Origin of the sequence: Enterobacter asburiae (assembly GCF_024599655.1) — a bacterium.
Lineage (GTDB): Bacteria > Pseudomonadota > Gammaproteobacteria > Enterobacterales > Enterobacteriaceae > Enterobacter > Enterobacter asburiae_D.
In genome coordinates, this window is record NZ_CP102247.1 from 4,736,675 (window position 1) to 4,758,612 (window position 21,938).

The following is a 21,938-nucleotide window of genomic DNA, read 5'->3' on the forward strand; positions in this document are numbered from 1 at the left end:
GGGAGAGGGCTAGGGTGAGGGGAAACGTTCCTCACCCCAGCCCTCTCGGGTAAAAACATTGATGAAGGTTAATACTATGAAAGCATTACATTTTGGCGCAGGTAATATCGGTCGTGGTTTTATCGGTAAACTGCTGGCAGACGCGGGCATTACGCTGACATTCGCCGATGTGAATCAGGTTGTCCTGGATGCCCTGAATGCGCGTCATAGCTATCAGGTACACGTGGTCGGTGAAAACGAGCAGGTTGAGACGGTATCCGGCGTCAACGCGGTCAGCAGCATCGGTGAAGACGTTATCGACCTGATCGCCAGCGTCGATCTGGTGACCACGGCGGTCGGTCCGGTTGTCCTTGAGCGTATCGCTCCTGCGGTCGCGAAAGGCCTGGCAAAACGTAAAGCGCAGGGCATCGACACCCCGCTGAACATCATCGCCTGCGAAAACATGGTGCGCGGCACCACGCAGCTGAAAGGCCACGTTCTTAACGCTGTAGCAGATGAAGACAAAGCCTGGGTTGAAGCGCACGTCGGGTTTGTGGATTCCGCCGTGGACCGCATCGTTCCGCCGTCTGAATCCGCCACCAACGACCCGCTGGAAGTGACCGTGGAAACCTTCAGCGAGTGGATCGTGGATAAAACCCAGTTTAAAGGCGCCCTGCCGACCATTCCGGGAATGGAATTAACCGATAACCTGATGGCATTTGTCGAACGCAAACTCTTCACGCTGAACACCGGGCATGCTATAACCGCGTACCTCGGAAAATTGGCCGGTCATCAGACCATTCGTGACGCGATCCTCGATGAGAAGATCCGCGCGGTGGTAAAAGGGGCAATGGAAGAGAGCGGCGCGGTGCTGATCAAACGCTACGGTTTTGATGCTGATAAACACGCAGCATACATCCAGAAAATCCTCGGTCGCTTTGAAAACCCGTATCTGAAAGATGACGTTGAGCGCGTGGGCCGTCAGCCTCTTCGCAAACTGAGCGCGGGCGATCGCCTGATTAAGCCGCTGCTGGGCACGCTGGAATACGGCCTGCCGCACGCCAACCTGGTGAAAGGGATTGCCGCTGCGATGCACTACCGCAGCGAGCAGGACCCGCAGGCGCAGGAACTGGCTCAGCTGATTGATAACAAAGGCGCGCAGGCTGCGCTGGCGCAGATTTCCGGTCTGGACGCCAACAGCGACGTGGTTGTGGAGGCGGTTAACGCATACAACGCAACCAAATGATGCACAGTGAGGCGCAGGTTAACCTGCGCCCAGATAATAGATTGTCAGATATGCAGGCAATAATGGAACAAACCCAGGCCTTTGAAAATCGTGTGCTTGAGCGTCTGAATGCTGGCAAAACCGTACGAAGTTTCCTGATTGCCGCCGTCGAGCTGTTAACCGAGGCGGTGAATATCCTGGTGCTTCAGGTGTTTCGCAAAGACGACTACGCGGTAAAATATGCTGTAGAACCGTTACTGGACGGAGACGGACCGCTGGGCGATTTATCCGTGCGTCTGAAGCTGATTTATGGTCTTGGCGTGCTGAACCGGCAAGAGTATGAAGATGCGGAGCTGTTAATGGCGCTGCGCGAAGAACTCAATCATGACGGTAATGAGTATACCTTTACCGATGATGAGATCCTGGGGCCCTTCGGCGAGCTGCACTGCGTCACCGCGCTGCCCCCTGCTCCCCATTTTGATAACAGCGACCCTGAACTCTACGCGATGCAAAAGCTGCGTTATCAACAGGTTGTCCGTTCCACGATGGTTCTCTCCCTGACTGAGCTGATTTCCCGAATCAGCTTAAAAAAAGCGTTTCAGAAGTAAGCCTGCTCACATTGGTGTATCCTTCCCTGTAAATTCCCCGTTTTCAGAGTTATTTGTCATGAAAGAAGTCGAAAAGAACGAAATTAAACGCCTGAGCGACCGCCTGGATCTGATCCGCCACCAGATGGCTGGCCTGTCACTGGTTGATTCCGCCGAGAAGTACGCCGAGCTGGAAAAAGAAGCCGCCACGCTGGAAACAGAAATCGAGCGCCTGCGCGAAGTGAAAGGCCAGAAGCTGAGCAAAGAAGCGCAGAAGCTGATGAACATGCCTCACCGTCGCGCGATCACCAAAAAAGAGCAGGCCGACATGGGCAAGCTGAAGAAAAGCGTCCGTGGTCTGGTGGTAGTACACCCGATGACCGAACTTGGCCGCGAAATGGGCCTGAAAGAGATGACGGGTTTTTGTAAGACGGCGTTCTGATACTTTTCCCCTCACCCTAACCCTCTCCCCATAGGGGCGAGGGGACTGTACGGTACTGTTTTCTCCCTCTCCCCGTGGGAGAGGGTCGGGGTGAGGGCACCAGGCCCCACCCCGCTTCAAATTGGCCCAACCAATCCCCCTTTTCTTTCTTCCCCGGTTCACAATTCCATTAATTCCGCTCACAAAACCATTGCTAGCTTATAACATCTGGTTAACCATTCATTGTCATTAACCCTACAACACAACATTGGCAGGACCACTTTTACACAACCTGTGACGCAGAGTTGAGCGGAGACTCACCCGCAGCGCAGGCTGTCTGGTCCCCAGGAGACCTGCATGAGCCTCTGGCAACAAAACTACGACCCGGCCGGTAATATCTGGCTGTCGAGCCTGATCGCATCGCTTCCGATCCTGTTCTTCTTCTTTGCGCTGATTAAGCTCAAGCTGAAGGGCTACCTCGCCGCGACGTATACCGTTGCTATCGCCCTGATGGTGGCGCTGTTCTTCTATAAAATGCCGGTCGATCGCGCGCTGGCCTCCGTCGTCTACGGTTTCTTCTACGGCCTGTGGCCGATTGCGTGGATCATCATCGCGGCGGTCTTTGTCTATAAAATCTCGGTAAAAACCGGGCAGTTCGACATTATCCGCTCGTCGATTCTCTCCATCACGCCGGACCAGCGCCTGCAGATGCTGATTGTCGGCTTCTCCTTCGGGGCGTTTCTGGAAGGTGCGGCAGGCTTTGGCGCACCGGTGGCGATCACCGCCGCGCTGCTGGTCGGTCTGGGCTTTAACCCGCTGTATGCCGCGGGACTGTGCCTGATTGTGAACACCGCGCCGGTGGCGTTTGGCGCGATGGGTATTCCGATTCTGGTAGCCGGACAGGTTACCGGGCTGGACAGCTTTGAGATCGGCCAGATGGTTGGCCGCCAGCTGCCCTTCCTGACCATTATCGTCCTGTTCTGGATCATGGCGATTATGGACGGCTGGCGCGGCGTGAAGGAGACCTGGCCTGCGGTGATGGTGGCGGGCGGTTCGTTCGCTATCGCCCAGTACCTCAGCTCGAATTTCCTTGGCCCGGAGCTGCCGGATATCATCTCTTCCCTGGTGTCCCTGGTCTGTCTGACGCTGTTCCTGAAGCGCTGGCAGCCGGTACGTATTTTCCGCTTCGCCGACATGGGCGCCTCGCAGGTTGATCAAACCCTGGCCCGCACAGGCTATACGGCAGGACAGGTGATCCGCGCCTGGTCGCCGTTCCTGTTCCTGACCGCAACGGTCACCCTGTGGAGCATCCCGCCGTTTAAAGCCCTGTTCGCGCCGGGCGGGGCGCTGTACGACATGGTGATTAATATTTCCGTGCCGTTCCTCGACAAGATGGTCGCCCGTATGCCGCCGGTGGTGCACGCCGCCACGCCGTATGCCGCGGTCTATAAATTCGACTGGTTCTCCGCCACCGGTACCGCCATCCTGTTTGCCGCACTCCTTTCCGTGGTGTGGCTGCGCATGAAGCCTGCGGCCGCGGTGCAGACCTTTGCGGCGACCATTAAAGAGCTGATGCTGCCGATTTACTCCATCGGCATGGTGCTGGCGTTCGCGTTTATCTCGAACTACTCCGGCCTCTCATCAACGCTGGCACTGGCGCTGGCCCATACCAGCCACGCCTTCACCTTCTTCTCGCCGTTCCTCGGCTGGCTGGGGGTGTTCCTGACCGGTTCCGATACCTCGTCTAACGCCCTGTTTGCCGCGCTGCAGGCAACGGCAGCCCAGCAGATTGGCGTATCGGACGTCCTGCTGGTGGCCGCGAATACCACCGGCGGCGTGACCGGGAAAATGATCTCTCCACAATCCATCGCCATTGCCTGTGCGGCGGTGGGACTGGTCGGTAAAGAGTCGGATCTGTTCCGCTTTACCGTGAAACACAGCCTGATATTCACCTGCATGGTGGGGGTGATCACCACCCTGCAGGCCTATGTCTTAACCTGGATGATCCCATGATAGTGATGCCCAGACGCCTGTCCGACGAGATTGCCTCTCGCGTGCGGGCGCTGATTGAAGAACAACAGCTGGAAGCGGGCATGAAGCTGCCCGCCGAACGCCAGCTCGCCGCCCAGCTTGGCGTGTCGCGCAATTCACTGCGCGAGGCGCTGGCGACGCTGGTCAGCGAAGGGGTGCTGCTGAGCCGTCGCGGCGGCGGCACCTTTGTGCGCTGGCAGCATGACGGCTGGTCCGAGCAAAACATCGTTCAGCCGCTAAAGACGCTGATGGAGAACGACCCGGACTACAGCTTCGACATCCTTGAAGCGCGTCACGCCATCGAAACCAGTACCGCCTGGCACGCGGCCATGCGGGCAACCGACGCCGACAAAGAGAAACTCATCGCCTGCTTTGAGGCCACGCAAAGCAGCGACCCGGATATCGCCTCCCAGGCGGACGTCCGTTTTCACCTGGCGATTGCCGAGGCGTCGCACAACGTGGTGCTGCTCCAGACCATGCGCGGGTTCTTCGACCTGCTGCAATCCTCCGTTAAACAGAGCCGCCAGCGCATGTATCTGGTTCCGCCGGTGTTTGCCCAGCTGACCGAACAGCACGAGGCGGTGCTCAACGCCATTCTGGCCGGTGATGCCGAGGCCGCTCGTAAAGCGATGATGGCGCATCTCGGCTTCGTGCACACCACCATTAAACGATTCGATGAAGACCAGGCCCGACAGGCGCGTATTACCCGTCTGCCTGGCGACAGTGATATTTCCAGGGAGAACAAAGCATGATTATTTCAGCAGCCAGTGACTATCGCGCCGCGGCGCAGCGCATTTTGCCCCCGTTCCTGTTCCACTATATCGACGGCGGGGCGTATGCCGAATACACCCTGCGCCGCAACGTGGAAGATCTGTCGGAGGTGGCTCTGCGCCAGCGCGTGCTGAAGAATATGTCTGACCTGAGCCTTGAGACGAAGCTGTTCAACGAAACGCTCTCCATGCCGGTGGCGCTCGCGCCTGTAGGCTTATGCGGGATGTATGCCCGCCGTGGCGAAGTGCAGGCCGCCGCTGCGGCGGATGCCAAAGGCATTCCGTTTACCCTTTCCACCGTGTCCGTCTGCCCGATTGAAGAGGTCGCCCCGACCATCAAGCGCCCGATGTGGTTCCAGCTGTACGTCCTGCGGGATCGCGGCTTTATGCGTAACGCGCTCGAGCGCGCGAAAGCGGCGGGCTGCTCCACGCTGGTCTTTACCGTCGATATGCCGACCCCCGGCGCGCGCTACCGCGATGCGCACTCCGGCATGAGCGGCCCGAACGCTGCGCTCCGTCGTTACTTGCAGGCCGTGACCCACCCGCAGTGGGCGTGGGATGTCGGGCTGAACGGTCGTCCGCACGATCTCGGGAATATCTCGGCTTACCTCGGCAAACCGACCGGGCTGGAGGATTACATCGGCTGGCTGGCGAACAACTTCGATCCGTCGATCTCGTGGAAGGACCTTGAGTGGATCCGCGAGTTCTGGGACGGCCCGATGGTGATCAAAGGGATCCTAGATCCGGAAGATGCCCGCGACGCGGTACGCTTTGGCGCAGACGGGATTGTGGTTTCTAACCACGGCGGACGCCAGCTCGACGGGGTGCTCTCCTCCGCACGCGCCCTGCCGGCCATCGCCGATGCGGTGAAAGGCGATATCGCCATCCTGGCCGACAGCGGCATCCGCAACGGGCTGGACGTGGTGCGAATGATTGCGCTGGGCGCCGACAGCGTACTGCTGGGGCGTGCGTATCTGTATGCGCTGGCGACGGCGGGCCAGGCGGGCGTGGCGAATCTGCTCAACCTGATCGAAAAAGAGATGAAGGTGGCGATGACGCTGACCGGCGCGAAAACGATCGGTGAAATCAGTAAGGATTCCCTGGTGCAGGAGTTAAGCAAATTACCGGCGGCGCTGGCTCCCCTTGCTCAGGGAAACGCGGCCTGACCTTCTCCGGTTAACCCCCCCTTTCTCATGCGCCCGATTTTCCCCTCGGGCGCTTTTTTATGCCAAAAATAACATCCAGATAACATATTGGATAAGAAAATTTGACATCCACCCGCCGTCAGCAATTGTATAGACAAGCAAATACAAGAACACAAAAACAACATCAGATCGGAGTGGAGCGTATGGCGTATTCAGGTAAGGTGGATATTCAGCAGGTGATCGATGAGAGTCCCTTTTCAGGGTTTCACTGGCTGCTCATTGTGCTGGGCTTTCTGGTTCTGGCGATCGATGGTTTTGATACGGCAGCGATGGGTTACATCGCGCCTACGCTGTCGGCAGAATGGGGGATACACAAACAGGATCTGGGGCCGGTGCTGAGCGCAGCGCTGCTGGGGCTGTCGCTGGGCGCGCTGATTGCCGGTCCGGTATCTGACCGGATGGGGCGCAAGCGGGTGCTGGTCTTTTCGTGTCTGTTCTTCGGCCTTGCGAGCCTGGGGACGGCCTGGGCGCAAAGTCTGAATACGCTCACGCTGTGGCGCTTTCTGACGGGCCTGGGCCTCGGCGCCGCAATGCCTAACGCCATCACGCTTATCTCCGAGTTTGCCCCCCAGCGCTGTCGCGCCATGGCGATCAATACCATGTACTGCGGCTTCCCTCTGGGCGCGGCGGGCGGCGGCGCGATCTCTTCCTGGCTAATCCCCCACCACGGCTGGCGAAGCGTGCTGCTGACCGGGGCGATTGCTCCGCTGGTTTTAACCCTGCTGCTGGCGCTGTTTTTACCGGAGTCCGTGAAGTTTCTGGTGCAGCGCGGAAAGGACGTCATGCAGGTCCGCCGCATCGCCAGCCGGTTTGCCCGCAGCACGCTGGATAGCGTCACGGGCTTTTTCCTCGCGGAGGAGAAAGTCGCGTCTAAAAAAGGGAGCGTGTCGCAGCTGTTTTCCATGCCCTGGCTGCCCGGCACCCTGATGCTGTGGGTGACCTATTTTATGGGCCTGGTCATTTACTATGTCCTGCTGAGCTGGATGCCAACGCTGATGCAGGGGATGGGTTATGCTCTGGCGGAATCCGCCTGGCTCACCTCGCTGTTCACCTTCGGCGGCACCGCAGGCATTCTGCTCGCGGGCTGGATGATGGACCGCTGGGAAGCGCACCGGGTGGTTGCGGGTGGTTTCGTGCTGACAATGGGCCTTATTCTTTTGCTTGGCATTGAGCATAACCATATCGCCCTGTTTGGCGGGTTGATTTTCCTGATGGGGATCGCGATGAACGGCGCGCAATCGGGCATGCAAACCCTGGCCGCCACCTTTTACCCTACCGAGTGCCGCGCGACGGGCATCGCCTGGATGCAGGGGATCGGCCGCTTTGGCGGCGTGGCGGGAACCATGACCAGCGCCCAGCTTCTTTCTATGCAGTGGCAGGCAGACAGTATTTTAATGATCCTCAGCGTGCCCGCTCTGGTGGCCGCTGCGGCAACCGTCTACAAAATGCTGTACAGCCGCTCGCAGGAACCCGGCGTCGCGTAGTTCCTCTCTTTTCTGCTATTCTGCCCCCGCAATTAAGGGGGCAGCATGCTTAACATCGTTTTATTCGAACCAGAAATTCCGCCGAATACCGGCAATATCATCCGCCTGTGTGCAAACACCGGTTTTCGTCTGCATATCATTGAGCCGATGGGCTTTACGTGGGACGACAAACGTCTGCGTCGCGCAGGGCTGGATTATCATGAATTTACCGCCGTCGTTCGCCATCACGATTACGCCGCGTTTCTGGAAGCAGAGAAGCCGCAGCGCATGTTCGCCCTGACCACCAAAGGCACGCCAGCGCATAGCGCCGTGAGCTATCAGGCAGGTGACTATCTGATGTTTGGCCCGGAAACCCGCGGCCTGCCAGCCACGATCCTGGATGCCCTGCCCGCCGAGCAGAAAATCCGTATTCCGATGATGCCGGACAGCCGCAGCATGAACCTGTCGAACGCGGTGTCGGTGGTGGTGTATGAAGCCTGGCGCCAACTGGGGTATGCGGGCGCCATATTACGGTAGGCCCGGTAAGCGCAGCGCCACCGGGCAAAATATCAGATACCGTCACCATACTCGAACGTATGGTGAATGCCGTTGAAGTGCTGATCCATGTCCATGGACGGCTTATCGCTGTCTGGTTTACCGACGATGCGCGCCGGTACGCCAGCGGCGGTGGTATGCGGAGGCACGGGCTGGAGCACCACGGAGCCTGCGCCGATCTTCGCACCGCGCCCGACTTCGATATTGCCGAGGATTTTGGCACCCGCGCCAATCATCACCCCTTCACGAATTTTCGGATGGCGATCGCCGCTGGTTTTACCGGTACCGCCCAGGGTGACAGACTGCAGGATCGAGACGTCATCTTCAATCACCGCCGTTTCCCCGACGACAATCCCGGTGGCGTGGTCGAGCATGATCCCGCGGCCAATTTTTGCTGCCGGGTGAATATCGACCTGGAAGGTCACGGAAACCTGGTTTTGCAGGAAGATCGCCAGCGCGCGGCGGCCTTCATTCCACAACCAGTGGCCGATGCGGTAAGCCTGCAGGGCGTGGAAGCCTTTCAGGTACAGCAGCGGCGTAGAATATTTATCGACCGCCGGGTCACGCGTGCGCACGGCCTGGATATCGCAGGCGGCAGAGGCGATCATTTCCGGGTCAGCGGCGTAAGCCTCTTCCACCACTTCACGAATGGCGATAGCTGGCATGATCGAGGAAGCCAGCTTGTTGGCGAGCATATAGCTCAGCGCGCTGCCGAGATTTTCGTGCTTGAGTAGCGTCGCGTGGTAGAAACTGGCCAGCATAGGCTCGCAGTCGGCCAGCGCCCGGGCTTCGGCTTTAATATTGTTCCAGACGATATCCAGTTCTTCACACGGCATTGCTTACTCCAGACGATAGTTAATGACCAGCCAGTTCTGCGCTGGCTGGGTCATTCAGGTGACAACGGTTCCGACTAGTTACTGCTGCGCTCGTCCTTGCGCGCACGACCTAATAAGGTCAATGCTGCCTCGCGCGCATTTTTTCCGCAATACAATACCTGATAAATTTCCTCGGTTATTGGCATTTCGACACCGAAACGGTGCGCCAACTCGCGGACTTCTTTGGTATTGCGGTAGCCTTCAACCACCTGACCAATCTTCTCCTGCGCGCCTTTTACATCGCTGCCCTGTCCGAGCATCATGCCAAAGCGGCGGTTACGAGACTGGTTGTCGGTACAGGTCAGCACCAGGTCGCCCAGGCCAGCCATCCCCATAAAGGTGGCCGGATCGGCACCCAGCGCTTCGCCCAGGCGGGACATTTCGGTCAGCCCTCGGGTGATCAGCGCCGTACGCGCATTGGCACCAAAACCAATGCCGTCTGACATCCCGGCACCAATCGCAATCACGTTCTTCACCGCACCGCCCAGCTGCACGCCGATAAAATCGGGGTTGCTGTAGACGCGGAAGCTCTTGCCGCAGTGCAGCAGCTGTTGAAGATCGTCGGAGAAGGCCTGATCGGTGGAGGCCAGCGAAATCGCCGTCGGCAGGCCAGCGGCCAGCTCTTTGGCAAAGGTCGGGCCGGAGATGACCGCCAGCGGGATCGCATCACCCAGCGCTTCGCGGGCAACGTCCTGCAGCAGGCGTCCGGTTTCGGCTTCCAGTCCTTTTGTCGCCCAGACAATGCGCGCATCCGGGCGCATCAGCGGCTTAATCTGACGGAGCACGTCGCCAAAGACATGGCTCGGGACCACAATCAGAATGTTGCGGCTGGCCGCCAGCGCGGTCGCAAGGTCGCTTTCAAGGTGCAGGGAGTCAGGGAACGGAACGTCCGGGAGAAACGCGACGTTACAACGATCGCGTTGCAGCGTTGCGATATGTTTTGGGTCGTGGCCCCAGAGAACCACTTCGTGACCATTTCTTGCCAGCGTGATGGCAAGAGCGGTGCCGTATGAGCCGGCACCGATCACAGTCATTGACGCATTAACAGTGCTCATCAGGCATCCTGATGTTGTTCAGCACCTTCGCCAGCTTGCTGCTGCAGATAGTTCATGAACAGCGCATCAAAGTTAACTGGCGCAAGGTTCAGTTGCGGGAATGTACCGCGGGAAACCAGGCTGGTGATGCATTCACGCGCATACGGGAACAGAATGTTCGGGCAGTACGCACCCAGGCAATGCGCCATCTGGTTGCCTTCGATACCGCCGATAGAGAAGATGCCGCCCTGCTGTACTTCACACAGGAATGCAGTTTCTTCGCCCAGAGACGCGGTAACGGTCACACGCAGCACGACTTCATACACGTCATCTGCCAGTTGGGTAGATGCGGTATCCAGATCAAGTTTAACCTCTGGCTGCCAATCTTTCTGGAAAACATGTGGCGCATTTGGCGCTTCGAAAGAGACGTCCTTGGTGTAGATACGCTGGATCTGGAAAGTCATTTCGGTGTTGTTTTGTTCTGACATGGAAATACCCTTTTTAATTGTCCTAAAGTCTCTTAGCTCAGCAGCGGATCGAGTCCACCACGGGCGTCGAGCGCATACAAGTCATCACAGCCGCCAATGTGCTGCGCATCAATAAAAATCTGCGGAACCGTCGTACGACCACTACGTTTGATCATCTCTTCGCGTTTAATCGCGTCACCGTCAATCGGCAGTTCCTGAAACGTGACGCCTTTGCTGTTCAGCAGCGCTTTCGCACGATGACAGAACGGGCACGTCGCTTTGGTATAGATCTCAATATTGGCCATGACTGAACTCCTTATTTACCGCGTACCAAAGGAAGATTTTCCCCGCTCCAGCCGGAAATACCTTCTTTCAGCACCGTTACGTTTTCGAAGCCTGCTTTATGAAGCGCGCTGGCAGATTCCTGTGCCTGCATGCCGGTCGCATCGACAACGATAATCGGCTGGGCTTTGTGTTTCTCAAGCTCACCGACGTTGTTCGCTTTGATTTCAGCTGGCAACAGGTTGATTGCGCCCGCAATGTGACCTTTACGGAAATCGTCACGCTGACGCAGATCGACTACGACGGCATCTTCTTTGTTAATCAGACGCGTCGCTTCACCACGGGTGATAACCTTAATTTTAGACGTCAGGCTCTTAAATGTGGTGAACAGCACAGCAGCCAGCAGGCCAATCCACGCGATGCTCAGAACCGGATGGCGGCTAACGAATTGCATAATTTCTTGCATGGAGGGTAACTACTCCCGACTAAGTGATAAAAAAAACCAGGACAGGAGTATACCTGTGCGTTCTGGCAAATACAGCCAGCGACCATAACCTAATCCATTTTCTGCGGCATGCCACCTAAAAAAATGCCTCAAAATGGTCTGGTCAGCACCTTGCCCCTGCGCTTTCTTTGATCTTCTGCGGCTATTTGATCGATTCAGCTGTAGTAAAATTACGCAAATTTTGACTCTTGAGCATGAGGTTGTCGCAATGTCGGTTTCTAAAAAACCTATGGTACTGGTGATTCTGGATGGCTATGGCTACCGTGAAGACAGCCAGGATAACGCTATTTTCAACGCCAAAACCCCGGTCATGGATGCGCTGTGGGCAAAACGTCCGCATACGCTGATTGACGCGTCTGGCCTGGAAGTGGGCCTGCCGGACCGCCAGATGGGCAACTCCGAAGTCGGTCACGTAAACCTGGGCGCCGGGCGTATTGTGTATCAGGATCTGACGCGCCTGGACGTTGAAATCAAAGAACGCACCTTCTTCTCCAACCCAACGCTGTCTGGCGCGGTCGATAAAGCCGTTGCCGCTGGCAAGGCCGTACACATCATGGGCCTGCTCTCTGCAGGCGGCGTTCACAGCCACGAAGATCACATCATGGCGATGGTTGAACTGGCCGCCGAGCGCGGTGCGGAAAAAATCTATCTGCACGCCTTCCTGGACGGTCGCGATACGCCACCACGCAGCGCAAAAGGCTCTCTGCAAGCCTTCGAAGAGAAATTTGCCGCGCTGGGTAAAGGCCGCGTAGCGTCCATCATCGGCCGTTACTACGCCATGGACCGCGACAACCGCTGGGATCGCGTTGAACAGGCCTATGACCTGATGACCCTGGCAAAAGGTGAGTTCCAGTTCGCGACCGCCGTTGAAGCCCTGGAAGCGGCTTATGCTCGTGATGAAAACGACGAATTCGTGAAAGCGTCCGTGATCCGTGCTGACGGCCAGGCTGATGCCGCCATGGAAGATGGCGACGCGTTGATCTTCATGAACTTCCGCGCTGACCGCGCGCGCGAAATCACCCGTGCGTTCGTCAACAGCGACTTCGACGGTTTCGCCCGCAAGAAAGTGGTAAAACTGGACTTCATCCAGCTGACTGAATACGCCGCAGACATCAAAGCGCCTTGCGCGTATCCACCAGCATCGCTGGCAAACACCTTCGGCGAGTGGATGGCGAAGAACGACAAAACGCAGCTGCGTATTTCCGAAACTGAAAAATATGCACACGTGACCTTCTTCTTTAACGGCGGCGTTGAAGAGCCGTTCAAAGGCGAAGACCGCATTCTGATCAACTCCCCGAAAGTGGCCACCTACGATCTGCAGCCAGAAATGAGCTCTGCAGAATTGACTGAAAAACTGGTTGCGGCCATCAACAGCGGTAAGTACGACACCATCATCTGTAACTACCCGAACGGCGACATGGTGGGGCATACCGGGGTGATGGAAGCGGCAGTGAAAGCGGTTGAAGCGCTGGACAACTGCGTTGAGAAGGTAGCGAAAGCGGTTGAATCCGTTGGCGGCCAGCTGCTGATCACCGCTGACCACGGTAACGCTGAACAGATGCGCGACCCGGCGACCGGCCAGGCGCACACGGCTCATACCAACCTGCCTGTTCCGCTAATTTATGTGGGTGATAAATCACTGAAAGCAGTGGAAGGCGGCAAGCTTTCTGACATCGCGCCAACCATGTTGTCGCTGATGGGTATGCCGATCCCTGAAGAGATGACTGGTAAGCCGCTGTTCATCGTGGAATAATCGCTCCCCATGAGGGGAAAGGCGATTTTTTCAATCACATGGGTCGTGAAGCCGCTTAGGTTATCAGTCAGACCTCTGTTTTACGCCAGCGCACTCAGCGCTGGCGTATTGCTGTGCGCCGCATCCGCCCACGCGGATGACCGCGACCAGCTGAAATCCATTCAGGCCGATATCGCCGCCAAAGAGCGTGCGGTACGCCAGCAGCAGCAGCAGCGCTCCGCCCTGCTCGCCCAGCTTAAGCAGCAGGAAGAGGCGATCTCCGCCGCCACGCGTAAACTCCGAGAAACGCAAAACACCCTCGCCCAGTTGAATAAACAGATCGACGAGATGAACGCGTCGATTGCCAAACTGGAGCGCCAGCGTGATGCGCAGGAGCGCAATCTTGCCGCACAGCTTGATGCCGCATTCCGCCAGGGCGAACATACCGGACTCCAGCTGATCCTCAGCGGCGAGGAGAGCCAGCGCGGCCAGCGCCTGCAGGCCTACTTTGGCTATCTCAACCAGGCGCGTCAGGAGACTATCGCGCAGCTGAAGCAGACGCGCGAAGAGGTCTCCACGCAAAAAGCCGAGCTGGAAGAGAAGCAGAGCCAGCAGCAGACGCTACTCTACGATCAGCAGGCCCAGCAGGCGAAGCTTGAGCAGGCTCGCAACGAGCGTAAGAAAACCCTTTCCGGCCTTGAATCCTCCATTCAGGAAGGTCAGAGCCAGCTGAGCGAAATGCGCGCCAACGAATCAAAACTGCGTAACAGCATCGCCCGTGCGGAAGCGGCGGCGAAAGCGCGCGCCGAAAAAGAGGCGCGCGAGGCGCAGGCCGTTCGCGACAAGCAGCAGGAAGCCTCCCGCAAAGGGACCACCTACAAGCCAAGCGAGAGCGAACGTTCTCTGATGTCGCGTACCGGCGGTTTGGGCTCTCCTCGCGGTCAGGCTTTCTGGCCCGTTCGCGGTTCAATTCTGCATCGCTATGGCGAACAGCTGCAGGGTGAGCTACGTTGGAAAGGGATCGTTATCGGTGCGTCTGAAGGTAGCGAAGTGAAAGCCATCGCCGATGGCCGCGTGATTCTGGCCGACTGGCTGCAGGGTTACGGACTGGTGGTGGTGGTCGAACACGGTAAAGGTGACATGAGCCTTTACGGCTACAACCAGAGCGCGCTGGTCAGCGTCGGCACGCAGGTGCGCGCCGGCCAACCCATCGCCCTTGTGGGCAGCAGTGGCGGTCAGGGCCGCCCGTCACTCTATTTCGAAATTCGTCGCCAGGGTCAGGCGGTCAATCCACAGCCGTGGTTGGGAAGATAAGTTTTGCTTCAATTTCGTCGAATGGTTTTCTCCGTCGTCAGCGCGCTGGCGCTGGCTGCACCGGTATATGCAGGTAAACTCGCTATCGTGATTGATGACTTCGGTTATCGTCCACACTATGAAAATCAGGTGCTGGCGATGCCGTCGGCCATCTCTGTCGCCGTCCTTCCGAATGCCCCCCACGCGCGCGAGATGGCGACCAAAGCCCATAACAGCGGTCATCAGGTGCTGATCCACCTGCCCATGGCCCCGCTCAGCAAGCAGCCGCTGGAAAAAGATACCCTGCGCCCGGATATGAGCAGCGAGGAGATCGAGCGCATTATCCGCGACGCCTACAACAAAGTGCCGTATGCCGTAGGTCTGAACAACCATATGGGCAGCGCGATGACATCAAGCCTGTACGGGATGCTCAAAGTGATGCAGGCGCTGGAACGCTACAACCTCTACTTCCTCGACAGCATGACTATCGGCAACAGCCAGGCAATGCGTGCCGCTCAGGGAACGGGCGTAAAGGTGATTAAGCGCAAGGTGTTCCTGGACGATACCCAGAACGACGCCGATATCCGCATGCAGTTTAATCGCGCGGTTCAGCTGGCCCGCCGCAACGGCTCAGCCATTGCCATCGGTCACCCGCACCCGTCTACCGTTCGCGTCCTGCAGCAAATGCTGCCGACCTTGCCTGCCGATATCACGCTGGTGCGCCCGAGCGATCTGCTGAACGAGCCGCAGGTGGATACCTCCACACCGAATTCTGCGCAGCCCGCCCCGACGGCGCCGCGTAATCCGTTCCGCGGCGTGAAGCACTGCGTACCGAAGCAACCGCTTGAACCAGTCTATGCGACCCGCTTCTTCTCCGTCATCGGAGACAGCATCAGCAACAGCACGCTGGTGAAATACGTCCAGCAGCAGTGGCAGGGATGGGGTAAGAAAGCCTGACGCTTATTTTGCAATCTGAGAGTCCGTCTGCTCGTTAGCAACGGGCTCTTTTTTTTCCTGATGCTGATACCAGGATTTGAAATACTTCAAAAAGCTATAGGCTGTGGCATACAGTCCTGTCGCCACCCCCACTTTGCCCTGACGCCAGGCACCGCTAAACAGATACCATTTGAAAAAAGCCCCGATAGCGCTGATCACGCCGCGCGCGATAGAGGGCCGTATTTTTTGATGCTGAACCAGGCGGGTTGTATAACAATTTAATTTATTAAAAAGCTCATGCAGCGTGGGAAACGTATCATGTTTTACATAACCCGGAATACGTTCACAACGGAGAAAACCTTCGACCTGATCGTCTACCGGTCGGTTATTAAATCGGGACTGTTTTCGGTTAAAAAGACGCACGGGATAATCAGGAGATGAAACAGGATAAATCGTCCGGACCTCTTCACCCAGAACAAACCAGTGGCGGCATATCCGCCATGCCATTCCGGGGTCTGGCTCATCGCCTGCTTTTAACGTTAAAACGGCATTAACCGTTTCCTGGTCAAGAATTTCGTCGCTGTCAATGCACAGGACCCAGTCATGGCTGGCTAAGGATATGGCATGGTTCATCTGATCGCCATGCCAGCCAAATTTTTTATAGACGGGTCGCAGGCCAAAACTTTCACAAATATATCGTGTTTTGTCCGTACTGCCGGAATCGACCACAACAACTTCATCCGCTATTTTTAAAAGAGGCGGGATAACATCGTGCAATAATCTTTCAGAATTAAACGTTAATAAGCAGACCGTTATTTTAAACATTTTCCCACTCTCAATAGCAGCCTAAATTAATATTATTAATACTATAGAATTGAGTTGAGACGATTAAAGTCCAGAATCACACTTTTTAAATAAGCACGCTTAAAATTTTGTCCAGTCGCGAAGCGCAATAAAATAGAAAAATCTATTTTATTTCAACAGATTCTTTATAATGCAGTCAGATGAAGGGTAGCACACGGATTCAGACATGCCGCACAAAAGTAAAATTCTCCTCCTGGATACGGGTAAAGAATGGGGGGGAGGCACCAACAGTATGCTTGAGCTCCTGAAGCGAATCAATCGCGATAAATTCGATATTACCTGTTGTTTTTACAGTGATTATAGTCGTGCTGAAGGTGAGACAATTGGCCAGGTGCTCAACGGCATCGGCATCCCGCTCATCGTGATCCCTCAACGTCCGCAGCCGGTCTGGGCCAAATTGCTGAAGGAAGCGGGACGTAGCCTGCTGTTTTTCTCACGCAGCGCCCGCAAGGCATTGACGCGTCATGTGGATATCATGTGGCGCATCAGGCCTAACGTCAGCAAAATCGAAACCCTTTTCACCCAGGGCGGTTTCGATACGCTCTATATGAATAACCAGCCGGGCTCAAATGAGGAAGGCTATCTCGCGGCGGCGAACCTGCAGGCGCGGTTGATTCAGCACTGCCGTATTGAACCTGTTTTGACCCCACCGCTGGTAAAGCTGGTGAATGCCCATGCCACAAAAATCATCGCCGTCTCGCACGGCGTTGAACGCGTGTTGCTTCAGCACGGCGTCCGGCCCGAACTGTGTACGACGGTCAATAATGCCATCGACATCCACCAGCCTTTACCTGACCGACGCGCGATGCGCCAGCGCCTGAACATCGATGACGACACGTTTGTGTTCGGCAGTATTGGGTCGTTAATCCCTCGTAAAGCCAATCACCACACGCTGGAGGCGCTGGCACAGTTCAGCCAGAAGCATCCGCAGGCGAAATGGAAAATGGTGCTGGTCGGCGAAGGTGCCGAACGCCGCGCTTTAGCGGAACAGGCCCGAGCGCTGGGAATTGAACACCATGTCATCTTCACTGGCTTTCAGAATACCCCGTTTGATTACCTCGCAACGTTTGACGCCTTTATTCTCGCCTCAAAAAGCGAAGGGCTGCCGCGCGTGGTGCTGGAAGCGATGCTTCTCAATATCCCCGTGATTGGCTCTCAGGTGACCGGCACGGCGGAGTTGATTGATCATGATTCGACAGGGCTGCTCTTCCCCTGGAGCGATGTTTCACAGCTTGCACAGCATCTGGACAATATCTGGGCAGATGCGGATCTGCGGGCTCGGCTGGCGGCGGCCGCATACCAGAACGTCTGTCATACCTATGCCATCGAAAACTATGTCAGCGGTGTCGAAGCCGTGCTTGGCGCGCACTAACCAAACGAGATAACTATGTTTAAATTTCTTAATGCTCGCTATCGTCATATCACCGGGCGACACAACATTCCTTACAGCTCTCTGCCCGTGACGGGCGCGCTTGCTGCGGTGGATTCTATTGTGATTCCGTGTACCGGTGCAGATTTCGTCGAAGAGGCATTACTCTCTGCCACCTTCGCGGAACGTTATGCCACCGGGGTGAGCGAAATCGTCATCGTCAGCGATCAGCCTGAATCGGCCTTCGGGGTACTGCCGCCGAAAACCCGCGTAGTGACGCTTAACCTTCCGGTTCGTGAGGAAGGTTACCGCTATAAGCAGATCTACCTCAGCCGTCTGGTGAAGCTTAACGCCCCGCTGCAGGCGCGCGGTGAAGGCATATTGATGATCGATTCCGATCTCAACCTGCTGAAAATGCCAGAGATCAAAATTGCGGATATGCACCTTTATTCCAGCTTCCGTCAGGGCAAAATGATTGCCAAGCTTGACGGTGCATCAGTTGAAAAAGTGCCTGCGTATTACAAAGATATGGTACGTCCGTATCTGGTTAATCATGTTAATAGTGCTTTCCTTGCCGCAACGAAAAAGACTTGGCACCGTATTTGCCCATTGTGGCTGTCACTTTTTCAGGATACCTGGGAACTGATGGACGACAGTCAGCCCCCAACCGATCAGCTGCCACTTACTGCCCTGCTGGACATGCTGGATTTAAAAACGGTTAATTTGGGGGACTGGGTAAACTGGCCGGTCTCCAAGAGGATCGGTGGTCAGGAAGCCGTTGTACCGAAAGAGGTGATTGGCGCGCACGGCGGTTTCCCTCTCTCCGAATGGCAGAAGTATCTTGAATCGCCGGATAACAAACTGCTGTTCAAAGGTCAGGACTACACCCGCAAGGTGCGTTACCTGACGGACGAAGAGAAAAAGAATCAATGAAAAAAAGGGGCCTCAGGCCCCTTTTTGATTATTTATCCCAGCTCAGGATCACTTTCCCTGACTGGCCGGAACGCATCGCGTCGAAGCCCTGCTGGAACTCATCGATGGAGAAACGGTGAGTAATAATCGGGGACAGATCCAGACCAGACTGGATCAATGCCGCCATCTTGTACCAGGTCTCGAACATCTCGCGGCCATAGATGCCCTTGATGAACAGCCCTTTGAAGATGACTTTGTTCCAGTCGATAGACATGTCTGACGGCGGAATACCCAGCATCGCGATACGGCCACCGTGGTTCATGGTGTCGAGCATGGTGCGGAACGCCGGTGGTGCGCCGGACATCTCCAGACCCACGTCAAAGCCTTCGGTCATGCCCAACTCTTCCATCACGTCGGTCAGGCTCTCTTTCGAGACATCTACCGCACGGGTGACGCCCATCTTGCGCGCCAGCGACAGACGGTATTCGTTCACGTCGGTGATCACAACGTTGCGCGCACCCACGTGCTTCGCTACGGCTGCCGCCATAATGCCGATTGGGCCCGCGCCGGAGACCAGCACGTCTTCACCGACCAGGTCGAAGGAGAGCGCCGTATGCACCGCGTTGCCGAACGGGTCGAAGATGGAGGCCAGATCGTCAGAGATATTGTCCGGGATTTTGAACGCGTTAAACGCCGGGATCACCAGGTATTCCGCGAAGCAGCCCGGCCGGTTTACGCCTACGCCAATGGTATTACGGCACAGGTGCGTACGTCCGCCGCGGCAGTTACGGCAGTGACCGCAGGTAATATGGCCTTCACCGGAGACGCGGTCGCCAATTTGGAAGCCTTTCACTTCCTGGCCGATACCCACCACTTCACCGACATATTCGTGACCGACAACCATCGGTACCGGAATGGTTTTCTGCGACCACTGGTCCCAGTTATAGATGTGAACGTCAGTACCGCAGATAGCCGTTTTACGAATTTTGATCAGCAGATCGTTATGACCGACTTCCGGCTCCGGCACGTCGGTCATCCAAATCCCTTCTTCCGCTTTCAGTTTGGATAACGCTTTCATCACACGTCCTCAGGCAATTACGCCCAGCTGTTTGCCGATGCGGGTGAAGGCTTCCACCGCACGTTCAATTTGTTCAGGCGAATGCGCCGCAGACATCTGGGTGCGGATACGCGCCTGACCTTTTGGCACCACCGGGAAGAAGAACCCGGTGACGTAAATCCCTTCTTTCTGCAGCTCGCGGGCAAATTGCTGCGCGACGACCGCATCGCCCAGCATCACCGGAATGATCGCGTGATCGGCACCGGCCAGGGTGAAGCCTGCGGCGCTCATTTTTTCACGGAACAGACGGGCGTTGGACCACAGGCGGTCGCGCAGCTCAGCGCCGGACTCCACCATCTCCAGCACTTTGATGGAGGCAGAAACAATCGCCGGCGCCAGGGAGTTGGAGAACAGATACGGACGGGAGCGCTGGCGCAGCCACTCAACCACCTCTTTACGCGCGGCGGTATAGCCGCCGGACGCGCCGCCGAGCGCTTTGCCCAGCGTACCGGTGATGATGTCCACGCGGCCCATCACGTCGCAGTATTCGTGCGAGCCACGGCCGTTTTCGCCGACAAAGCCGACCGCGTGAGAGTCATCGACCATCACCAGCGCATCGTATTTGTCCGCCAGGTCGCACACGCCCTTCAGGTTGGCGATCACGCCGTCCATGGAGAACACGCCGTCGGTGGCGATCAGCACGTGGCGAGCACCTGCTTCACGAGCCTCTTTCAGGCGCGCTTCCAGCTCAACCATATCGTTGTTGGCGTAGCGGAAACGCTTTGCTTTGCACAGGCGTACGCCGTCGATGATGGAGGCGTGGTTCAGGGCGTCGGAGATAATCGCATCTTCTGCGCCAAGCAGGGTCTCAAACAGACCGCCGTTAGCGTCGAAGCAGGAGGAGTACAGAATCGCGTCTTCCATTCCGAGGAAGCTCGCCAGCTTTTGCTCAAGCTGCTTGTGGCTGTCCTGCGTACCGCAGATAAAGCGTACGGAGGCCATGCCGAAACCGTGGGTGTCCATGCCGTTTTTTGCAGCGGCAATCAGCTCAGGGTGATTCGCAAGACCCAGGTAGTTGTTCGCACAAAAGTTGATCACATGGCTGCCGTCGGCAACGGTGATGTCCGCCTGCTGGGCAGACGTGATAATACGCTCTTCCTTGAACAACCCTTCCGCACGTGCGGTGTCGAGGTCGTTGTTTAACTGTTTGTAAAAATCACCACGCATTGCAATTCTCCAGACTCGGCAAATTTCGGGACATATTACCCAAACCTATAGTTCATGACGAGATGACACGTCATCTCTTGTCGTTTTTGCAGCATAAATCACGCGTACCCCTGCGCTGTGAAGGTGAATGGCTGAAGGGCAGCCATACTAATGATATGATAGAGACATTAGCGTCCGGGATTGTCCCCGGGCTCCATACTTCAAAGGTTACAGTTATGATCATCGTTACCGGCGGCGCGGGCTTTATCGGCAGCAATATTGTTAAGGCTCTCAATGACAAAGGCATCACCGACATCCTGGTGGTTGACAACCTGAAAGACGGCACCAAGTTCGTGAACCTGGTGGATCTGAACATCGCTGACTACATGGATAAAGAAGACTTCCTTATCCAGATTATGGCGGGTGAAGAGTTCGGCGAGATCGAAGCCATCTTCCATGAAGGTGCGTGTTCTTCCACCACCGAGTGGGACGGTAAGTACATGATGGACAACAACTATCAGTACTCTAAAGAGATCCTGCACTACTGCCTGGAGCGTGAAATTCCGTTCCTGTACGCCTCCTCCGCGGCAACCTACGGCGGCCGCACCTCGGACTTCATCGAGTCCCGCGAATATGAGCAGCCTCTGAACGTCTATGGTTACTCTAAATTCCTGTTCGACGAGTACGTGCGTCAGGTTCTGCCGGAAGCGAACTCGCAGATCGTCGGCTTCCGCTACTTCAACGTCTACGGACCTCGTGAAGGCCACAAAGGCAGCATGGCAAGCGTAGCGTTCCACCTGAATACCCAGCTGAATAACGGCGAAAGCCCGAAACTGTTCGAAGGCAGCGACGGCTTCAAGCGCGACTTCGTTTACGTGGGCGACGTTGCCGCAGTGAACCTGTGGTTCTGGGAAAACGGCGTATCCGGCATCTTCAACCTGGGGACCGGCCGCGCGGAGTCCTTCCAGGCAGTGGCTGACGCAACGCTGGCGTATCACAAAAAAGGCAGCATCGAGTACATTCCGTTCCCTGACAAGCTGAAAGGCCGTTATCAGGCGTTCACTCAGGCGGACCTGACCAACCTGCGCGCCGCAGGCTACGACAAGCCGTTCAAGACCGTTGCAGAAGGCGTAACGGAATATATGGCCTGGCTGAACCGCGACGCGTAAG

General features: G+C 56.6%; 22 protein-coding genes. 14 read left to right on the forward strand and 8 right to left on the reverse strand.

All coding sequences use genetic code 11. From position 1 onward, the window contains the following. The first annotated feature begins 76 nt into the window (after window positions 1-76). From mtlD to trmL, 8 genes are all read left to right on the forward strand, one after another. The gene (gene mtlD, locus NQ230_RS22480) at window positions 77-1,225 is read left to right on the forward strand and encodes a mannitol-1-phosphate 5-dehydrogenase (protein ID WP_196350873.1); all 1,149 of its coding nucleotides are present in this window, start codon (window positions 77-79) and stop codon (window positions 1,223-1,225) included. Beyond that, complete coding sequence (gene mtlR, locus NQ230_RS22485) at window positions 1,222-1,812, forward strand: mannitol operon repressor MtlR (protein ID WP_038417732.1); 591 nt, start codon at window positions 1,222-1,224, stop codon at window positions 1,810-1,812. The genes mtlD and mtlR overlap by 4 nt, the downstream gene beginning before the upstream one ends. A gap of 58 nt (window positions 1,813-1,870) precedes the next feature. After that, window positions 1,871-2,233, forward strand: coding sequence for a YibL family ribosome-associated protein (locus NQ230_RS22490; RefSeq protein ID WP_010436679.1), 363 nt, complete (start codon window positions 1,871-1,873; stop codon window positions 2,231-2,233). 336 nt (window positions 2,234-2,569) lie between these two features. Next, a complete protein-coding gene (gene lldP / locus NQ230_RS22495) occupies window positions 2,570-4,225 on the forward strand; it encodes an L-lactate permease (protein WP_038417734.1) in 1,656 nt (551 codons plus the stop codon). Beyond that, window positions 4,222-4,995: a transcriptional regulator LldR gene (gene lldR, locus NQ230_RS22500; protein WP_257259325.1), complete on the forward strand. Its 774-nt coding sequence runs from the start codon at window positions 4,222-4,224 to the stop codon at window positions 4,993-4,995. The genes lldP and lldR overlap by 4 nt, the downstream gene beginning before the upstream one ends. After that, window positions 4,992-6,179, forward strand: a complete 1,188-nt coding sequence (gene lldD, locus NQ230_RS22505; RefSeq protein WP_257259327.1) for a quinone-dependent L-lactate dehydrogenase — start codon at window positions 4,992-4,994, stop codon at window positions 6,177-6,179. Before lldR ends, lldD begins: the two co-directional genes overlap by 4 nt. A gap of 182 nt (window positions 6,180-6,361) precedes the next feature. After that, window positions 6,362-7,702 (forward strand): MFS transporter, encoded by a 1,341-nt coding sequence (locus NQ230_RS22510; RefSeq protein WP_193940931.1) that lies wholly within the window; start codon window positions 6,362-6,364, stop codon window positions 7,700-7,702. Window positions 7,703-7,747: 45 nt separating this feature from the next. Beyond that, complete coding sequence (gene trmL / locus NQ230_RS22515) at window positions 7,748-8,218, forward strand: tRNA (uridine(34)/cytosine(34)/5-carboxymethylaminomethyluridine(34)-2'-O)-methyltransferase TrmL (protein WP_121426009.1); 471 nt, start codon at window positions 7,748-7,750, stop codon at window positions 8,216-8,218. Window positions 8,219-8,250: 32 nt separating this feature from the next. On the opposite strand, the gene cysE is transcribed toward trmL, so the two are convergent. The 5 genes from cysE to NQ230_RS22540 all read right to left on the reverse strand — a co-directional run bounded on the left by cysE (window position 8,251) and on the right by NQ230_RS22540 (window position 11,360). Beyond that, a complete protein-coding gene (gene cysE / locus NQ230_RS22520; RefSeq protein WP_008502718.1) occupies window positions 8,251-9,072 on the reverse strand; it encodes a serine O-acetyltransferase in 822 nt (273 codons plus the stop codon). A 74-nt stretch (window positions 9,073-9,146) separates the two neighbouring features. Beyond that, a complete protein-coding gene (gene gpsA, locus NQ230_RS22525) occupies window positions 9,147-10,166 on the reverse strand; it encodes an NAD(P)H-dependent glycerol-3-phosphate dehydrogenase (protein ID WP_023334039.1) in 1,020 nt (339 codons plus the stop codon). Beyond that, window positions 10,166-10,633, reverse strand: a complete 468-nt coding sequence (secB, locus tag NQ230_RS22530) for a protein-export chaperone SecB (protein WP_003860835.1) — start codon at window positions 10,631-10,633, stop codon at window positions 10,166-10,168. Before secB ends, gpsA begins: the two co-directional genes overlap by 1 nt. A 32-nt stretch (window positions 10,634-10,665) precedes the next feature. Then, a complete protein-coding gene (gene grxC / locus NQ230_RS22535) occupies window positions 10,666-10,917 on the reverse strand; it encodes a glutaredoxin 3 (protein WP_023309914.1) in 252 nt (83 codons plus the stop codon). A gap of 11 nt (window positions 10,918-10,928) precedes the next feature. After that, on the reverse strand, window positions 10,929-11,360 hold the full coding sequence (locus NQ230_RS22540; protein ID WP_023309913.1) for a rhodanese-like domain-containing protein: 432 nt from the start codon (window positions 11,358-11,360) through the stop codon (window positions 10,929-10,931). 247 nt (window positions 11,361-11,607) lie between these two features. Between NQ230_RS22540 and gpmM the strand changes: the two genes are divergently transcribed. The 3 genes from gpmM to NQ230_RS22555 are packed head-to-tail and all read left to right on the forward strand — an operon-like array spanning window position 11,608 to window position 15,381. After that, entirely contained in the window at window positions 11,608-13,152 is a 1,545-nt protein-coding gene (gene gpmM / locus NQ230_RS22545) for a 2,3-bisphosphoglycerate-independent phosphoglycerate mutase (protein WP_257259337.1), read from the forward strand. 33 nt (window positions 13,153-13,185) lie between these two features. Then, on the forward strand, window positions 13,186-14,445 hold the full coding sequence (gene envC, locus NQ230_RS22550; protein ID WP_229231479.1) for a murein hydrolase activator EnvC: 1,260 nt from the start codon (window positions 13,186-13,188) through the stop codon (window positions 14,443-14,445). A gap of 3 nt (window positions 14,446-14,448) precedes the next feature. Continuing rightward, window positions 14,449-15,381: a divergent polysaccharide deacetylase family protein gene (locus NQ230_RS22555; protein WP_257259340.1), complete on the forward strand. Its 933-nt coding sequence runs from the start codon at window positions 14,449-14,451 to the stop codon at window positions 15,379-15,381. Between the two features lie 3 nt (window positions 15,382-15,384). On the opposite strand, the gene NQ230_RS22560 is transcribed toward NQ230_RS22555, so the two are convergent. Further along, window positions 15,385-16,185 (reverse strand): glycosyltransferase family 2 protein, encoded by an 801-nt coding sequence (locus NQ230_RS22560; protein ID WP_121426012.1) that lies wholly within the window; start codon window positions 16,183-16,185, stop codon window positions 15,385-15,387. Window positions 16,186-16,390: 205 nt separating this feature from the next. On the opposite strand from NQ230_RS22560, the gene NQ230_RS22565 reads away from it, so the two are divergent. Both NQ230_RS22565 and NQ230_RS22570 read left to right on the forward strand, forming a co-directional pair. Then, window positions 16,391-17,596 (forward strand): glycosyltransferase, encoded by a 1,206-nt coding sequence (locus NQ230_RS22565; RefSeq protein ID WP_257259344.1) that lies wholly within the window; start codon window positions 16,391-16,393, stop codon window positions 17,594-17,596. Window positions 17,597-17,611: 15 nt separating this feature from the next. Then, window positions 17,612-18,526 carry a hypothetical protein gene (locus NQ230_RS22570; RefSeq protein ID WP_257259348.1) on the forward strand — a complete coding sequence of 305 codons (915 nt, stop codon included), beginning with the start codon at window positions 17,612-17,614 and terminating at the stop codon, window positions 18,524-18,526. A 28-nt stretch (window positions 18,527-18,554) separates the two neighbouring features. On the opposite strand, the gene tdh is transcribed toward NQ230_RS22570, so the two are convergent. Both tdh and kbl read right to left on the reverse strand, forming a co-directional pair. Beyond that, window positions 18,555-19,583 carry an L-threonine 3-dehydrogenase gene (tdh, locus tag NQ230_RS22575; RefSeq protein ID WP_023309906.1) on the reverse strand — a complete coding sequence of 343 codons (1,029 nt, stop codon included), beginning with the start codon at window positions 19,581-19,583 and terminating at the stop codon, window positions 18,555-18,557. 9 nt (window positions 19,584-19,592) lie between these two features. After that, complete coding sequence (gene kbl, locus NQ230_RS22580; protein WP_121426015.1) at window positions 19,593-20,789, reverse strand: glycine C-acetyltransferase; 1,197 nt, start codon at window positions 20,787-20,789, stop codon at window positions 19,593-19,595. 215 nt (window positions 20,790-21,004) lie between these two features. Here kbl and rfaD point away from each other — a divergent pair, with 215 nt between their 5' ends. After that, complete coding sequence (rfaD, locus tag NQ230_RS22585) at window positions 21,005-21,937, forward strand: ADP-glyceromanno-heptose 6-epimerase (RefSeq protein ID WP_008502707.1); 933 nt, start codon at window positions 21,005-21,007, stop codon at window positions 21,935-21,937. Window position 21,938 lies beyond the last annotated feature (1 nt).

What these genes read in the sequence shown, in the direction of transcription:
- mtlD (WP_196350873.1), top strand. Translation starts at nt 77, where the DNA reads ATGAAAGCATTACATTTTGGCGCAGGTAATATCGGTCGTGGTTTTATC.
- mtlR (WP_038417732.1), top strand. Translation starts at nt 1,222, where the DNA reads ATGATGCACAGTGAGGCGCAGGTTAACCTGCGCCCAGATAATAGATTG.
- NQ230_RS22490 (WP_010436679.1), top strand. Translation starts at nt 1,871, where the DNA reads ATGAAAGAAGTCGAAAAGAACGAAATTAAACGCCTGAGCGACCGCCTG.
- lldP (WP_038417734.1), top strand. Translation starts at nt 2,570, where the DNA reads ATGAGCCTCTGGCAACAAAACTACGACCCGGCCGGTAATATCTGGCTG.
- lldR (WP_257259325.1), top strand. Translation starts at nt 4,222, where the DNA reads ATGATAGTGATGCCCAGACGCCTGTCCGACGAGATTGCCTCTCGCGTG.
- lldD (WP_257259327.1), top strand. Translation starts at nt 4,992, where the DNA reads ATGATTATTTCAGCAGCCAGTGACTATCGCGCCGCGGCGCAGCGCATT.
- NQ230_RS22510 (WP_193940931.1), top strand. Translation starts at nt 6,362, where the DNA reads ATGGCGTATTCAGGTAAGGTGGATATTCAGCAGGTGATCGATGAGAGT.
- trmL (WP_121426009.1), top strand. Translation starts at nt 7,748, where the DNA reads ATGCTTAACATCGTTTTATTCGAACCAGAAATTCCGCCGAATACCGGC.
- cysE (WP_008502718.1), bottom strand. Translation starts at nt 9,072, where the DNA reads ATGCCGTGTGAAGAACTGGATATCGTCTGGAACAATATTAAAGCCGAA.
- gpsA (WP_023334039.1), bottom strand. Translation starts at nt 10,166, where the DNA reads ATGAGCACTGTTAATGCGTCAATGACTGTGATCGGTGCCGGCTCATAC.
- secB (WP_003860835.1), bottom strand. Translation starts at nt 10,633, where the DNA reads ATGTCAGAACAAAACAACACCGAAATGACTTTCCAGATCCAGCGTATC.
- grxC (WP_023309914.1), bottom strand. Translation starts at nt 10,917, where the DNA reads ATGGCCAATATTGAGATCTATACCAAAGCGACGTGCCCGTTCTGTCAT.
- NQ230_RS22540 (WP_023309913.1), bottom strand. Translation starts at nt 11,360, where the DNA reads ATGCAAGAAATTATGCAATTCGTTAGCCGCCATCCGGTTCTGAGCATC.
- gpmM (WP_257259337.1), top strand. Translation starts at nt 11,608, where the DNA reads ATGTCGGTTTCTAAAAAACCTATGGTACTGGTGATTCTGGATGGCTAT.
- NQ230_RS22560 (WP_121426012.1), bottom strand. Translation starts at nt 16,185, where the DNA reads ATGTTTAAAATAACGGTCTGCTTATTAACGTTTAATTCTGAAAGATTA.
- NQ230_RS22565 (WP_257259344.1), top strand. Translation starts at nt 16,391, where the DNA reads ATGCCGCACAAAAGTAAAATTCTCCTCCTGGATACGGGTAAAGAATGG.
- NQ230_RS22570 (WP_257259348.1), top strand. Translation starts at nt 17,612, where the DNA reads ATGTTTAAATTTCTTAATGCTCGCTATCGTCATATCACCGGGCGACAC.
- tdh (WP_023309906.1), bottom strand. Translation starts at nt 19,583, where the DNA reads ATGAAAGCGTTATCCAAACTGAAAGCGGAAGAAGGGATTTGGATGACC.
- kbl (WP_121426015.1), bottom strand. Translation starts at nt 20,789, where the DNA reads ATGCGTGGTGATTTTTACAAACAGTTAAACAACGACCTCGACACCGCA.
- rfaD (WP_008502707.1), top strand. Translation starts at nt 21,005, where the DNA reads ATGATCATCGTTACCGGCGGCGCGGGCTTTATCGGCAGCAATATTGTT.